Origin of the sequence: Streptomyces hygroscopicus subsp. hygroscopicus (assembly GCF_001553455.1) — a bacterium.
In the GTDB taxonomy this organism is placed as follows: Bacteria; Actinomycetota; Actinomycetes; order Streptomycetales; family Streptomycetaceae; genus Streptomyces; species Streptomyces hygroscopicus.
Window position 1 is genome coordinate 14,805 of record NZ_BBOX01000336.1, and the last position, 14,421, is coordinate 29,225.

At 73.0% G+C, this 14,421-nt stretch carries 10 protein-coding genes and 1 pseudogene; 3 read left to right on the top strand and 8 right to left on the bottom strand.

Features of this window, described 5'->3' with window-relative positions; genetic code table 11:
• Nucleotides 1-32 precede the first annotated feature (32 nt).
• Nucleotides 33-1,049, top strand: a complete 1,017-nt coding sequence (locus AXW62_RS29945) for a GlxA family transcriptional regulator (RefSeq protein WP_060947266.1) — start codon at nucleotides 33-35, stop codon at nucleotides 1,047-1,049.
• Between the two features lie 70 nt (nucleotides 1,050-1,119).
• Here AXW62_RS29945 and AXW62_RS29950 read toward each other — a convergent pair whose 3' ends face one another.
• The 4 genes from AXW62_RS29950 to AXW62_RS29965 are packed head-to-tail and all read right to left on the bottom strand — an operon-like array spanning nucleotide 1,120 to nucleotide 6,070.
• A complete protein-coding gene (locus AXW62_RS29950) occupies nucleotides 1,120-2,169 on the bottom strand; it encodes a Zn-dependent alcohol dehydrogenase (RefSeq protein WP_060947267.1) in 1,050 nt (349 codons plus the stop codon).
• A gap of 21 nt (nucleotides 2,170-2,190) precedes the next feature.
• Entirely contained in the window at nucleotides 2,191-3,657 is a 1,467-nt protein-coding gene (locus AXW62_RS29955) for an aldehyde dehydrogenase family protein (RefSeq protein WP_060947268.1), read from the bottom strand.
• Nucleotides 3,654-5,099, bottom strand: coding sequence for an acyl-CoA dehydrogenase family protein (locus AXW62_RS29960; protein ID WP_060947269.1), 1,446 nt, complete (start codon nucleotides 5,097-5,099; stop codon nucleotides 3,654-3,656). Before AXW62_RS29960 ends, AXW62_RS29955 begins: the two co-directional genes overlap by 4 nt.
• Nucleotides 5,100-5,158: 59 nt before the next feature.
• Nucleotides 5,159-6,070 carry an SDR family NAD(P)-dependent oxidoreductase gene (locus AXW62_RS29965; RefSeq protein ID WP_060947270.1) on the bottom strand — a complete coding sequence of 304 codons (912 nt, stop codon included), beginning with the start codon at nucleotides 6,068-6,070 and terminating at the stop codon, nucleotides 5,159-5,161.
• 110 nt (nucleotides 6,071-6,180) lie between these two features.
• On the opposite strand from AXW62_RS29965, the gene AXW62_RS29970 reads away from it, so the two are divergent.
• Complete coding sequence (locus tag AXW62_RS29970) at nucleotides 6,181-7,107, top strand: cyclase family protein (RefSeq protein WP_060947271.1); 927 nt, start codon at nucleotides 6,181-6,183, stop codon at nucleotides 7,105-7,107.
• A gap of 430 nt (nucleotides 7,108-7,537) precedes the next feature.
• Here AXW62_RS29970 and AXW62_RS29975 read toward each other — a convergent pair whose 3' ends face one another.
• The 3 genes from AXW62_RS29975 to AXW62_RS29985 form a co-directional block, all read right to left on the bottom strand.
• Nucleotides 7,538-8,125 (bottom strand): ATP-binding protein, encoded by a 588-nt coding sequence (locus AXW62_RS29975; RefSeq protein ID WP_060947272.1) that lies wholly within the window; start codon nucleotides 8,123-8,125, stop codon nucleotides 7,538-7,540.
• A 471-nt stretch (nucleotides 8,126-8,596) separates the two neighbouring features.
• Nucleotides 8,597-9,790: an acyl-CoA dehydrogenase family protein gene (locus AXW62_RS29980; RefSeq protein ID WP_060947276.1), complete on the bottom strand. Its 1,194-nt coding sequence runs from the start codon at nucleotides 9,788-9,790 to the stop codon at nucleotides 8,597-8,599.
• A gap of 8 nt (nucleotides 9,791-9,798) precedes the next feature.
• Nucleotides 9,799-10,962, bottom strand: coding sequence for an acyl-CoA dehydrogenase family protein (locus tag AXW62_RS29985; RefSeq protein WP_060947273.1), 1,164 nt, complete (start codon nucleotides 10,960-10,962; stop codon nucleotides 9,799-9,801).
• Between the two features lie 146 nt (nucleotides 10,963-11,108).
• Between AXW62_RS29985 and AXW62_RS29990 the strand changes: the two are divergent.
• Nucleotides 11,109-12,638, top strand: a pseudogene (locus AXW62_RS29990) (AMP-binding protein); the annotation flags it as partial.
• A 287-nt stretch (nucleotides 12,639-12,925) separates the two neighbouring features.
• Here the strand turns inward: AXW62_RS29990 and AXW62_RS29995 are convergent.
• Nucleotides 12,926-14,421, bottom strand: a 1,496-nt coding sequence (locus tag AXW62_RS29995) for a serine/threonine kinase C-terminal domain-containing protein (protein ID WP_502688785.1), incomplete at its 5' end; no start/stop codon positions are given.

Below are 14,421 nucleotides of genomic sequence, written 5' to 3' on the forward strand. Positions count from 1 at the left end.
CTTCGGATCGCGTTCTTCCCATGGAGGCCGGAATGCCCCCGTCCGTGAGCACCGGTGAGCGCCATCGCGTCGTCGTCCTCGCCCTCCCCGGAGTGATCCCCTTCGAACTGGGCATTCCGTACCGGATCTTCGGCAAGTCCCGGTCCTCCACCGGCCGACGGCTGTACGAGGTGGTCACCTGCACCCCCGAGCCCGGCCTGGTGTCCACGGACGCCGACTTCCCGATCGCCGTGGACCTCGGCCCGGAGACCCTGGCCGAGGCCGACACCATCGTGGTGCCCGCCTCGTACGAACTCGGCCCGGTCCACGAGGAGGGCCGGCTGACCGAGCCGCTCGCCGCCGCGCTCGCCCACGCCCGGCCGGGTGTGCGCTGGGTGTCCATCTGCACCGGCTGCTACGTGCTCGCCGCCGCCGGTCTGCTCGACGGCCGCCCGGCCACCACTCACTGGAGCAGCGTCGACCACTTCCAGCGCCTGTTCCCGACGGTCAAGGTCGACCCGGACGTGCTGTTCGTGGACGACGGCGATGTGCTCACCTCGGCCGGTGTCGCCGCGGGGATCGACCTGTGTCTGCACCTGGTCCGGCGCGACTACGGCACGGCCGTGGCCAACGACGTCGCCCGGCACAGTGTCGTCCCGCCCCACCGCGACGGCGGCCAGGCCCAGTACATCCGGCGCCCGCTGCCCGAGCCCCAGCAGGCCACCACCACGGCGGCCCGCGCCTGGGCGCTCGGCCGGCTGGACCGGCCCATCTCGCTGAGCGAGCTGGCCGCCCAGGAGGCGATGAGCGTACGGACGTTCACCCGCCGCTTCCGCGAGGAGGTCGGCGTCAGCCCGGGCCAGTGGCTCACGCGGCAGCGGGTGGAGCGGGCCCGGCACCTCCTGGAGGACACCGATCAGTCGGTGGAGCAGGTGGCGCGCGAGGCGGGCTTCGGCTCCCCCGCGTCCCTGCGTCAGCACTTCCAGGCGGCCGTGGGCGTTTCCCCCACCGCCTACCGCCGCACCTTCCGTTCGGGCGCCGAGGCCCTGGGCGGCGCATCCGTACGGTGACCGGGCGGGCCGGGTCCGTACGGTGACCGGGCGGACCGGGGCCGTACGGTGACCGGGCGGACCGGGGCCGTCAGAAGGTGAGCACGGCCCGCGCCACCCGGCCGTGGTGGGCGTCGTCGGCGGCCTTGGCGAAGTCCTCCACCGGGTAGGTCCTGCTGACCAGCTCGTCCAGCAGCAGCAGCCCCTGCCGGTAGAGGCCGGCGTACAGGGCGATGTCGGCCTGGGGCCGTGCGGAGCCGTAGCGGCAGCCCAGGATGGACTTGTCCAGATACATGGTCGAGACGCGGAACGCCGCCTCGGCGTCCGCCGGCGGCACGCCGAGGAGCACCGCCTGGCCGTGCCGGTCGAGCAGATCGAGGGCCTGACGGATGAGCTGGGTGGAGCCGACGCATTCGAAGGCGTGGTCCGCGCCGGTCGGCAGGATCTCCCGTACGGCGTCGGTGGAGGGCACGAAGTGGGTCGCGCCGAAGCGCCGGGCCATCGGCTCCTTGGCCGGGTTGGAATCGACGGCAACGATGGGGGACGCCCCGGCGATCCGGGCCCCTTGCAGCACGTTGAGCCCGACGCCGCCGCTGCCGATGACGACGACCGACTCACCGCGGTCCACCTTGGCGCGATTGAGCACGGCGCCGACTCCGGTGAGGACGGCGCAGCCGATGAGGGCGGCGGAGACCAGCGGGATGTCCTCGGGGATCCTCACCGCCTGGACGGCGGTGACGAGAGTGCGCTCGGCGAAGGCGGAGTTGGAGGCGAAGGCGTACAGCCGCTCGTCGCCGCGCCGGAAGGGCCGGGCCGGCCGGCCGATCGCCGAGCGGCACATGGTGGGGCGGCCCCGCGCGCAGTCGGCGCAGGTGCCGCAGTTGGCGAGGGTGGAGAGCGCCACGTGATCGCCGGGTGCGACATGGGTGACGCCCGGCCCGACCTCCTCGACCACGCCCGCACCCTCGTGGCCGAGCACGACGGGGAGGGGGAAGGGGATGGTGCCGTCGACGACCGACAGATCGCTGTGGCACAGGCCCGCGGCGGCGATGCGCACCAGCACCTCGCCGGGGCCGGGGCCGCGCACCTCCAGGTCCTCGACCACGCGCGGCGCCGTACCGTCGAAGATGACGCCTCTCATCCTCATCACCCTCCCGCTTCCTCAGGAGACCCAGACCAGCGACTGGAGTTCGCTGTACGCGTGCAGGCCGAACGAGCCGCCGTCACGGCCGACCCCGCTCTCCTTGAAGCCGCCGAACGGGGTCTCGGGGTGCCGCTGGACGGTGTTGATGCCGATGTTCCCGCTGCGCAGACGGGCGGCGAGGGCCCAGGCACGGCCCGCGTCGGCGCTGAAGACGTAGTCGTGGAGGCCGTAGGGGGTGGAGTTGGCGATCCGCACCGCCTCGTCCTCGTCGTCGAAGGGCAGGGCCACGACGACCGGGCCGAACAACTCCTCCCGCGCGACGGTCATGGCGGGGTCGGCGTCGGCGATGAGGGTGGGGGCGACGTAGAAGCCGGTCTTGTGCGCGAGGCGTTGACCGCCCGTGACGATCCGGGCGCCCTGCTCACGGGCGCCGGAGACATATGCCTCGACGCGGTCGCGCTGCGCGGCGGAGATCAGTGGACCGACGATCGTGGAGTTATCCACAGGGTCCCCGATCTTCAGTGACTGTGCGTAGTGTGTGAGTGCGGCGATGACCTTCTCGTACAGCGATCGATGGACGAGCGCCCGGGTCGGAGCCGTGCAGATCTGACCGCTGTGAAAGGAGAAGGTCGAACCGACCGCCCCGACCGCCGACGCGATCACTCGCTCGTCGGCGTCCCCCAGGACGATGGCCGCGCCCTTGCCCCCCAGTTCCATCAGGGTGCGCTTCATCGACCTCCCCGCGGATTCGGCGATCTTCTTACCCACGGCGGTGGATCCGGTGAAGCTGACCATGTCGACACCGGGGTGCGCGACCAGCGCCTCGCCGACGGCCGCGTGCGAGCCGGTGACGACATTGAAGGCACCGTCCGGGAGCCCGGCCTCCTTCAGCAGGGGGCCGAGTTCAAGACAGCACAGCGGGTCTTGCGGCGCGGGTTTGGCCACGACCGTATTGCCCATGGCCAGGGCCGGGGCGACCTTGCCCGCGAGATTCGTGAGAGGGAAGTTGTAGGAGGTGATGCAGCCGACGACACCAAGAGGGCGGCGGACCGCGGCCGCTCCGACCAGCCCGCCGGGCGCCAGCGGGGTGGCGCCCACGGGCAGCGGGGCGAGCGGCACGGTGTCCGGTTCGAGGGCGCCGCGCGCATAGCGGCGGAAGCGGTCGATCGCCGGGGGCACCTGGAGGGACGAGGTGACGCGCAGCGTCGCCCCGGTCTCCGCCTGGACGAGGGGCACCAGGTCCGGGGTGTGCTCGGCGAGCAGATCGGCGGCCCTGTCGAGTACGGCGGCGCGCTCCCGGGGGGCGGTGCGCGACCAGCCGTCGTACGCGGCGCGGGCGGCCCGGACCGCGGCGTCCACATCGGCCCGGTCGGCCTCGGGGGCATGGCCGACGGTTTCCTCAGTGGCGGGGTTGACGACGGGGTAGTGCCCGTTCCCGGGAGCCCGCCACGAGCCGCTGATCCAGTGCGCGTAGGTCTTCGTCATCGGCGTGATTCCTTGGGGAGGTGAAGTACGCGCTCGGCGATGATGGTGCGCTGGATCTCGTCCGAACCGCCGTAGATGGTGTCGGCGCGGGAAAACAGGAAGAGACGCTGGAAGGCGTCGAGTTCGTACGGTCGGCCTGCGGTCCAGCGCTCCGGGCCGAGCGCGGCCGCGGCGCCTCTGACCTGCACGGCCAGTTCGCCGAGCCGCTGGTGCCAGCCGCCCCACAGCAGCTTGGCGACACTGGGCGCGCCAGGGTCCCGCGGGCCGGGATCGCGTGAGCCGGGGAACTGGGGGCCGGCGTTCCGCGGGGGAAGGTCATGGAGGGCGGCCCTCCGCGGAGCGGCGTTCCGGGCATGGTCCGGTACGCGGCCCCCGGCAGGGTCCTGCACGGGGTCCTGCGTGTGGTCCCGCACGGGGCTCCCGGCGGAATCCTGCGCATGGTCCCGCACCGGGCTCCCGGCGGGGTCCCGCACCGGGCTCCGGGTGGGGTTCTGCGCGGCGCCCAGGGTGCGCAGGGCGTTCCAGCGCATGGCCTTGAGCTCGGCCCACTGCCGTACGAGCCGGTCACGCAGTACGGGCTCCTCCGCGGCGCCGGTCTCCAGCGCCAGCCGCACCACCCGGCTCAGTTCCTGGGCGAAACCGATCTGCTGGACCAGGGTGGAGACCCCGCGCTCCACCGCGAGCAGGCTCATGGCCACGCGCCAGCCGTGGCCCGCGCCGCCGACGAGGTGTTCGGCGCGGGCCACGGCCCCGTCGAAGAACACCTCGTTGAACTCCGCGGTCCCGGTCAGCTGCCGGATCGGCCGCACCTCGATACGTCCCGGCTGGTCCATCGGCACCAGCAGGAAGGAGAGTCCATGATGGCGCTGTGAGCCCTCCTCGGTGCGCGCCAGCACGAAGCACCAGTCGGCTTCATGGGCGAGGGAGGTCCAGATCTTCTGCCCGGTGATGCGATAGGTGCCCGCGGCCGGGTCGCGGACGGCGCGGGTCCGCAACCCGGCGAGGTCCGAGCCGGCGTCGGGTTCGCTGTAGCCCTGGCACCACAGTTCCTCACCGCGGGCGATGGCGGGCAGGAAGCGGGCGCGCTGTGCGGAGTCGCCGTGGGCGAGCAGGGTGGGCGCGAGGAGGTTCTCGCCGATGTGCCCCAGTCGGCCGGGCGCCCCGGCACGGGCGTACTCCTCGGCCCAGACGACCTGTTGGGTCAGCGTCGCGGCGCGGTTTCCGTACGCCCCGTCCGTACGGTCCCAGCCGACGCCGATCCAGCCGCCCGTGCCGAGCTCACGCTCCCAGGCGCGACGGGCGGCCATGTCGCCGCGCCCCTCGCCGGGGTGGCCGCCGGGCTGTTGCTCGAGGACGGTGAACGGTCCGGTGAAGTGCTCGGCCAGCCAGTCGCGCGCCTCGGCGCGAAACCGCTCGTCCTCCGGCCCGAAAGCGAAGTCCACAGTCTCTCCCCTCCTGGAGGCTGGGTGGTCCTCCCGGCGCGCCCCGCCGTTTTCCGGCGTCAGGCGTTGGGGCGCCGGCCGGTGGCGGCTGCCTGGGCCATGGCCTCCAGCTGGGCCAGCAGCGGCATGGGGTCGGTGCCGACCGTGCCCGGGAGGAAATCGGCGATCTTCTCCGGGGTCCAGGCGCCCTCGGCGTACCCGGCCCGCAGCTCACGGGGCTGGGCCCAGACCGCGATCTTGGGACCCGCGATCGTGTAGACTTGGCCGGTGATCCGCTCCGCACGGGCGCGTTCGCTCAGCAGATAGACGACCAGGGCCGCCACGTCCTCCGGTTCGCCGATCTCCTTGAGCTCCATCGGCACGTTGGCGGACATCCGGGTGCGGGCGACCGGTGCGACACAGTTCGCCGTGACGCCGTACTTGTGCAGCCCCAGCGCGGCGCTGCGCACCAGGGAGATGATCCCGCCCTTGGCGGAGGCGTAGTTGGCCTGGGCGACGCTGCCCTGGTGGTTGCCGCTGGTGAAGCCGATGAGGGTTCCCGAGCGCTGGCGGCGCATCACCGCCGACGCCGCCCGGAAGACCGTGAAGGTGCCCTTGAGATGGGTGGCGACGACCGGGTCCCACTCCTCCTCGGACATGTTGAAGAGCATCCGCTCACGCAGGATCCCGGCGACGCAGACGACCCCGTCCAGCCGTCCGTACCGTTCCAGCGCGGTGTCCACGATCCGCTGGCCACCGGCCATGGTCGAGACGTCGTCGGCGACCGCGACGGCCTCACCGCCCGCCGCCGCGATCTCCTTGACCACGGCCTCGGCGACCTCGCTGCTCGGTTCTCCGCCCTCGATCGACACCCCGTAGTCATTGGCGACGACCCGTGCCCCCTCGGCCGCGCAGGCGAGGGCCACCGCTCGTCCGATACCGCGTCCGGCCCCGGTGACCGCGACCACCTTGCCGTCCAAGAAGTTGCCCACGTCGCGTCCCCTCCCGGAGTTTCTGACGGACCGTTAGATTTTTGAGCAGACGCGGCCCGAGTACAAGCCCTCGGGCACAAACGTCGACCGGGAACGACGAAGGGGACGCCATGCCGCTGCCAGCCGAGTTCCACGAGATCGCCGAACGCGTCAACAACTGGGGCCGCTGGGGGGCGACGGACGAGATCGGCACCCTCAACCTGATCACCGATGCCGTGGTCCGGGAGGCCGCCGCGACGGTACGGACCGGTCGTCGGGTGGCGCTCGCGGTGCCGCTGCGGCAGGACGGCATCCAGACCGGCATGATTCCCGGACGGGTCAACCCGCTGCACACGATGATCGCGGTCAACTTCGAGATGTTCGGCCCCGGCACGGTGGCGACCAGCGACGACGCCGTGACGATGGGGCTGCAGGCCGGTACCCACTGGGACGGGCTGGCCCATGTCTCGCACTCCGGCAGGATCTACAACGGCCGCCCCGCCGACTCCATCACCACCCATCACCGCGCTGCCTTCAGCGGCATCGAGAAGGCGGGGCCCATCGTCTCGCGCGGGGTGCTCCTCGATGTGGCGCGGGCCCGGGGCGTCGGGCGGCTGCCCGAGGGGCACACCGTCACCCGCGAAGACCTCGACGTCGCCGAGGAACTGGCCGGGGCCAAGGTCCGCCCCGGCGATATCGCGCTTGTCCGGACCGGGCAGATCCAGCGGTATCTGGCGGGCGAGAAGGAGGCGTACGCCTTCCCCTCACCGGGCCTGTCCCTGCACACGCCGGAGTGGTTCCACGCCCGCGACGTGGCGGCGGTCGCCAATGACACGCTGACCTTCGAGGTCTTCCCGCCGGAGATCGCGGACCTCTGGATGCCGGTCCACGCCCTCGATCTGGTCGAGATGGGCATGCTCCAGGGGCAGAACTGGAATCTGGAGGAGCTGTCCGAAGCCTGCGCCGAGGAGGGGCGCTACGCCTTTCTGCTGTCGGCCCCGCCCGAACCGTTCGTCGGCGGCACGGGCGCGCCGGTCGCACCGGTGGCGATCCTGTGACGTCGTGACACCCCTGGCGGCGCGACACCCCTGCGCCGTGACACCCCGTGACACCCCTGACGTGAGGCCCCTGGCGCCGTGACGGCCCCTCGAGACCGACGCCATGGCGGTTTCCTGAGACCTCTGACGCCCGCGCCGGGCGGCGCATGTGCCCGGGAGGGGTGGCGCGTGCCGCCTGTGAAGGGCGACGCGTGCCGCCCGGGAGGGGGGCGGGCCGGTCTCTCTCGGGCGGCGGTGCGCTCATGCGCGCCCCGAGCACGGCACCGCGCACCGCCGCCCGGCTCCCGGCGCTGAGCCCTGTTTCAGCAGCGGGGGCGCGACCCGCACTCGCCAAGGAACGTCCCCGTGAACGCAAGGCCCACGCGGACACCACAGCCCTCGGCGTCCCCTCGCGACGAATCGCTGATCCTAGAGTGATCAACCGAACACGTCACGTCAACACCTGGTCTGGACTTTGCCGGGTTCGCCCGAGGTGCGATGCGGCCGGGGAAGCGGCCCGCCTCCTGGAAAGGGGCTCCTCGCCCTTGGCGCGGTCGATCTCACACCAGATGCGCTTTCCGGCGCCCTCCGGCTGCCAGCCCCATCGGTCGGCGAGTCCGTCGACCAGCTCCAGCCCGCGCCCATGGGTGTCCCCCTCGGTGGCACAGCGCTGGCGCGGCGCGCGGTCACTGGCGTCGGCGACCTCGACCCGGACCGTGCCCAGGCCCGGCCCCCGTCCCGCGAACGGCCCCGAGGCCCCACCGCCACCGCTGCCGTTCCCACCGCTGCCGTTCCCACCACCGCCGTTTCCGCCACTGCCCGCGGACTGGGCAGGGAAGAGCATCCGCAGCACGGCCGGACAGCCCGTGTGCACGACGGCGTTGGTGACGAGTTCGGAGATGAGAAGGATCAACGTATCGGCGAGCGGCTCGTCGGCCCCGATCCCGGATCCGACGAGCCGCGAGCGGGCCCACCGACGGGCACGACTCACCTCCGCCGGGTCGGGCCTGACCTCCATCTGCACCTGAAGCACCTGCACCGCTCACACCATCCGAACCGGCAGACACATCGCCTTGTACCTCCAAGAGGTCACAGACCGTGACTCTCCCCCAGCCACCGCTGGGAGGTGCCCCCTTGCGAGCCAGCATGGTTGACGTACAGTCACCCCAACAAGCGCTTCAGTCATATTCCAGCGCCAAGGAGTATGCGTGGGGCATACTGTGCGACACACGTCCTGGGGACTCGAACACCACGGTCCGGGCGTCGCACACCCCGGGCGAACGGGGTACGTCGGCATGCCCGGAGTCGCCCCATGGGCAACGCCGGGCTTCTCGCACCCCTTAAGCGCTCGCACCCCACGGAGAGTACCCGAGCCCGGGCCCGACTCCGCCCTGTGACGAGTCACTCCTAGGAAACAACCCGGTATCAACGCTCGGTCACCTCGGAGGCTCTGGGGATATCCCCAGAGCATGCGACATCCCAACAATTCAGGCGTATCCATAGAGCTCGGCTACAAACATGCGCCAACGGTCGACAAGAGCCCGGCCGCCAGCTCCTCCTCCGCCTCCGCGGCGCACTGCCACTGACCTGCCCGCACCCAGGCGCGCTTGAGATGCAGATGGACATCCGACTCCCAGGTGAAGCCCATCCCACCGTGGACTTGCAGACAATCACGGGCATTGCGGACAGCCGCCTCATCGGCCAGCAGCTTGGCGGCGGCGATGTCACCCGGCTCTTCTGTGACCGCCGCGGCGTACACCACACTTCTGGCTGATTCGGCGCGCACCAGCATCCCCGCGCACAGATGCTGTACGGCCTGGAAGGCGCCGATCGGACGGCCGAACTGGGTGCGCCGCTTGGCATGCTCCACCGCGAGCTCGACCGTACGGGAGGCGCTGCCCAGCTGTTGCGCCGCGGTCAGCAGCGCCGCCTCACGGCGCAACCGGGCGGCCGGCCCGGAAGCAGCCACCCCGGTAGTGGCCTCCCCCGAAGCGCCCGTCCCCGCGACCGCGGTCCGTTGCGGTGCCACCCGGGTCGGTGCTGTTCCGTGCGGCGCCCCGCGTTGCGGCGCCTCCCGTTGCGGCGCTGCTCCGTGCGGCGCCCCGCGTTGCGGTGCCTCCCGTTGCGGCGCTGCTCCGTGCGGCGCCGTTCGGTACGGCGCGGGCCGGTGCAGCGGGGTGGCCGGGTCCACGGACCGTATCGACTCCGCCGAACGCGCCACCGCCCCGGCCGGAATCACCTCGACAGCCGTCGCCCCCAGCGCCAGCACCGCGTCGGCCGAGGCCAGATGCTCGACGAGCGCGCCCCCCTGATCCAGCGCCGTCACCACCGTCTCGCCCCGGACCGCGCCCGCCACCAGCGACCCTGCCGCCGCATCCCCGTCCGCCAACCGCCCCGCCGCCGAGAGGTGTGCCGTCAGCTCCGTGGCCGCCAGCGGGCCCGGCAGGAGCGCCCGGCCCGCCTCTTCGAAGGCCAGCACCGCCTCCGGCAGCCCCAATCCCACCCCGCCCGCCGACTCCGGCACCCGCAGCGCGAAGAGCCCCGCCGCGCCCAGCTCCCGCCACAGCTCCCGGTCCACCTCCGCACCCCGCTCCGCCTCCCCGTCCACCGCCGCCCGCAGCCGGGAACGGGGAAAGCGCCGCTCCAGCAGCTCGCGCATCCCCGCCTTCAGCGCCCGCTGATCGTCCGTGAGCTGGAAGTCCACGGCCCCGCTCACCGCCCCTTCGGCAGACCGAGGATCCGCTCGGCCACGATGTTCCGCTGGATCTGCGAGGTTCCCGCCGCGATCGTGTACGAGAGCGACGAGAGCCGGTCCGCGACCCACTCCTGACCGGCGTCCAGCGCGTCCGGCCCCAGCACCTCGGCGGCCGCCTCGTACAGCTCCTGCCGCACCTGGGAGAAGCGCAGTTTGAAGACCGAGCCGCCGACGCCCGGCACTCCGCCGGTGCGCTGCGCCTCGCTCACGTTCCACTGGGTGAGCCGCCACAGCGCCGCGCACTCCGCCGCGAGCCGCCCCAACCGGCGCCGCAGCACGGCGTCGTCCCAGCGTCCGCCGGCCTTCGCCGTCCGGGCCAGCGCCTCCAGCACCCGTCGGCAGGCGACCACCTCGCCCACGAACGCCGTACCGCGCTCGAAGGAGAGGGTCACCATGGTCACCCGCCAGCCGTCGTTCTCCGCCCCGACCCGGTTGGTGACCGGCACCCGCACCTCGTCCAGGAACACCTCGGCGAACTCCGCCGTCCCGGCGAGGGTCCGCAGCGGCCGGACCGTGACCCCGGGCGCGTCCATCGGCATCGCGAGCCAGGTGATGCCCCGGTGCTTCGGCGTGTCGGCGTTCAGCGGCGCGGTGCGCACCAAGAGTTCGCACCAGTCGGCGATCTCGGCGTGCGAGGTCCAGATCTTGCTTCCGCTGATGACATAGGCATCGCCGTCCCGCACCGCCCGGGTGCGCAGCGAGGCCAGGTCGGAGCCGGCGTCCGGTTCGGAGAACCCCTGACACCAGACCTCGTCCCCGCGCAGGATCGGCGGCAGCCAGCGGGCCCGCTGTTCGGGGGTGCCCTCGGCGGCGATGGTGGGGCCCGCGTGCAGCAGCCCGACGAAGCCCGCGCCCACATAGGGCGCACCGGCCCGCTCGGTCTCCTCCAGGAAGATCAGATGCTGGGTGGGGGTGACGCCCCGGCCACCGGCGTCCTCGGGCCAGTGCAGCCCGGCGTAACCCGCGTCGTGGAGCATGCGCTGCCAGCCGCAGTCATAGGCGCGGCGACCGGGCCAATCGGCCGGGTGCGGCGGGTCCGGCAGCTTGGGCAGGGCGTCGGCGAGCCAGGCGCGCAGCCGGTGCCGGAAGTCCTCCTCGTCCTCCGTGAACGCCAGATCCATCAGCGACCGACCTCCCTTTCCTGATGGCCCGTCAGACAAGGCGGCATCCGCAGGCTAGCCCGCGCCCCCTGGACCGACAAGGCGCGCGGCTCTACGCTTCCGCCACGATCTGATGAGCCGTCAGCTTGAGCCCACAGGAGGCCAGGATGACCGACATCGCGCATGAGCTCGACGGATCGGCGACGCTGTGGGAGCTGCTCGAACGCCGCGCCGCGCTCACCCCCGACGCCCCCGCCCTGCTGCAGGCCGCCGCCTCCGCCCGCCACGACCGGCGGCTGACCTTCCGCGCCCTGCGCACCCGCGCCGAGCGGACCGCCGCCGGTCTGTACCGGCTGGGGATACGCCCCGGCAGCCGGGTCGCCTGGCAGCTGCCCACCCGTATCGAGACGGTCGTGCTGACCATGGCGCTCGCCCGCCTCGGCGCCGTCCAGACCCCGCTCATCCCCTCCTACCGCGACCGCGAGGTGCGGTTCGCGCTCCGCGAGTCCGGGGCGCGGTTCTTCGCGGTGCCCGGCCGCTGGCGCGGCTTCGACCACACCGCGATGGCGCGCCGGCTCGCCGCCGAACTGCCCGAGCCGCCACTGGTCTTCGAGGCGTACGACACGCTGCCGGTGGCCGACCCCAAGGCCCTGCGGCTGCCGCCACCGCCCGCCGACGGGCGGGCCGTCCGCTGGATCTACTGGACCTCGGGCACCACCTCCGACCCCAAGGGCGTGCTGCACACCGACCGCAGCCTCATCGCCGCCGGCGCCTGCCTCGCCCACGCGCTGCGGCTCGGCCCGGACGACGTCGGGTCCATGGCCTTCCCGTACGCCCATGTCGCCGGGCCGGACTACACCGTGATGCTGCTGCTCCACGGCTTCCCCGCCGTGCTGTTCGAGCACTTCTCGCTGCCGGAGTCGCTGGCCGCCTACCGCCGGCACGGGGTGACGGTCGCGGGCGGCAGCACCGCCTTCTACACGATGTTCCTGGCCGAACAGCGCAAGGACCCCTCGCGCACGCTCATCCCCACCCTGCGGCTCCTCGCGGGCGGCGGCGCCCCCAAACCGCCCGAGCTGTACTACGAGGTCGTACGGGAACTCGGCTGCACGCTCACCCACGGCTACGGCATGACCGAAGTCCCCATGATCACCATGGGCTCGCCGGACGACACGGACGAGAACCTGGCCACCACCGAGGGCCGGCCGCCGCGGGGCATGGAGATCCGGGTGGTGGACGGGGAGGTGCGGCTGCGGGGCGAGGCGGTCTGCGCCGGTTATCTGGACGAGGCCGAGACGCGCAAGGCGTTCGACGCGGACGGCTTCTTCCACACCGGCGACCTCGGCCGCCTCACGGAGAGCGGCCATCTGGTGCTGACCGGCCGCGCCAAGGACATCATCATCCGCAAGGGCGAGAACATCTCGGCCAAGGAGATCGAGCAGTTGCTGTACCAGCACCCGGACGTGGCTGATGTGGCGGTGATCGGCCTGCCCGACCCGGACCGGGGTGAGCTGGTCTGCGCCGTCGTGGAGCAGCCGGCGGGGGCGGGGCCGCTGACGCTCGGCGGGGTGGTGGCGTATCTGCGGGAGGCGGGGCTGTCGGTGCACAAGCTGCCGGAGCGGCTCGAGGTGGTGGACGCCCTGCCCCGCAACGCGACGCTGCGGAAGGTGCTGAAGTACCGGCTGCGGGAACGGTTCGCGCCGGGCGGCGCCCAGGGCACCCGGGCGCGGCCCAACGAGCCCGCACGGAACGGCACCCAGGGCCCGCCCGAGGGGCCGTCACTGGACAGACCCCAGAGCCCGCCCGAGGAGCCGTCACTGGAGGACAGACCCCAGAGCCCGCCCGGGAAGACCGCGCAGAATGCACCGCAGGACCCGCCTCAGAAGACCGCACAGGACGGCACCCAGGGCCCCCCGGCACCGTCACCGGACGGCGCACAGGCCCTGTCCCGGCACCGGGGCGAACCTCGGCGGGACGGCACCACCTAGCCGGTGGTCGTGCTGTACGTGGCCGTGGCCTGCTCGAAGTAGCGGTTGACCGCGGCGCGCTCGTCGGACGGGCCGATGACCAGGACCACGTGGTAGCGGCCGTCGATCAGCATCGCGAGATTGCGCGCGTACACGTTCCGCCCGCTGCTGTCGCGCCAGCTGAACGCGCCCTCCGCCATCGCCGTCCGGCCGACGTCGATCCGCCGCAGCCCCGAGGACGAGGCCCAGGAGGAGCCGCGGAAGGCGGACAGTTCGGCCTCGCGGTCCTGCTGGTACGCCATCGGGTCGGCGCCGAACTCGGACGCCTTGTCCCGCCCGGCCACGACCACCAGCTCGAAGTCGCCGCCGATGTACCGGATCTGGCCGCGGCCGTTCTCGCCCCGGCGGGTCCAGCCCTCGTGCACGGCGACCTTGAAGCCCTTGGGGTCCTTGCGGACCGCGAACCCCTTCTCCAGCCCGGCGGGGTCGGTGGACTGCGGCTCCCGGTCGCCGGAGTCCGCCGACCCTCCGGCGTCCCCGCCGTCGTCACCGGCTCCGGGGTCGTGCGGCGCCGCGCTCGTCGCACCGGCCGAACCGGTACGGTCCGCGCCGTCGTCGTCCTTGTCGCGCGGCATGAACAGCATCGCGTAGGCCACCGCCGCGGCCAGCGCCAGCAGGATCAGCAGCAACAGCATGCGGCCCAGCCTGCGCGGCCTGCGCTGGGTGGGTGCCGCCGGCGCCTGCCGGACCTCCGGTCTCTCCCGCTTCTCGCGCTTGTCCCGCCTGTGCCGGGCGTGGCCGACGGCCGCCCCGCCCGCCGCGGCGGGGCGGCGGCCCCGGCCCCTGCGCACCAGCCAGCCGCGTCTGCGGACGATCGGCAGCCGCCGGGGGTCGGACGCCCCGCCCGACCCGATCGACGGCACCGTGACCGTGCTGCTGCCGACGTCCGGCTCGGGCGCCGACCGGATCAGCGACCGCAGCCAGCCGCGCAGCTCCTCGAAGTCCGGGCGCTCGGTGGGGTCCTGGCGCATCAGCGACTCGACGACGGGGCGCAGCGGACCGCACTCCTCCGCGTACGCGGGCGCCTCCGCGCAGACCATCTGCACCAGCTCGGCGGCGTTCTCCTCCGGGTACGGGGCATGGCCCTGCACGACGCGGAACAGCAGCGCGCCGAGCGCCCACAGATCGGCGGCGGGGCCGACCGGGGGCGCCAGCCGCCAGTTCTCGTGGACCGGGCCCGCCTGCTCGGGCGCCCATCGCTCGGTGACGGCGCCGACCACGACGATACGGGCCTGACGGGCGCGTTCGGCGGCGAGCGCGGTGGCGGGGCCGCCGCCGGTGGCTCCGCCGGTGTCCCACGAGCCGCCGCCTTCGGGGGCGGCGGGCTGAGGTTCCTCCGCTCCGTCCGCCTGACCGGGCCAGGCGGCACCGCCGGGCACCTGGTCCGGATCGGGTTCCGGCCCGGCTGCCGGTGTGGGCGTGACGGCGGGCTCGGGGGCGTGCGGGGTACGGG

Coding starts and splice junctions, on each gene's coding strand:
- AXW62_RS29945 (WP_060947266.1), top strand. CDS start 33: ATGCCCCCGTCCGTGAGCACCGGTGAGCGCCATCGCGTCGTCGTCCTC.
- AXW62_RS29955 (WP_060947268.1), bottom strand. CDS start 3,657: ATGACGAAGACCTACGCGCACTGGATCAGCGGCTCGTGGCGGGCTCCC.
- AXW62_RS29970 (WP_060947271.1), top strand. CDS start 6,181: ATGCCGCTGCCAGCCGAGTTCCACGAGATCGCCGAACGCGTCAACAAC.
- AXW62_RS29950 (WP_060947267.1), bottom strand. CDS start 2,169: ATGAGAGGCGTCATCTTCGACGGTACGGCGCCGCGCGTGGTCGAGGAC.
- AXW62_RS29985 (WP_060947273.1), bottom strand. CDS start 10,962: ATGGATCTGGCGTTCACGGAGGACGAGGAGGACTTCCGGCACCGGCTG.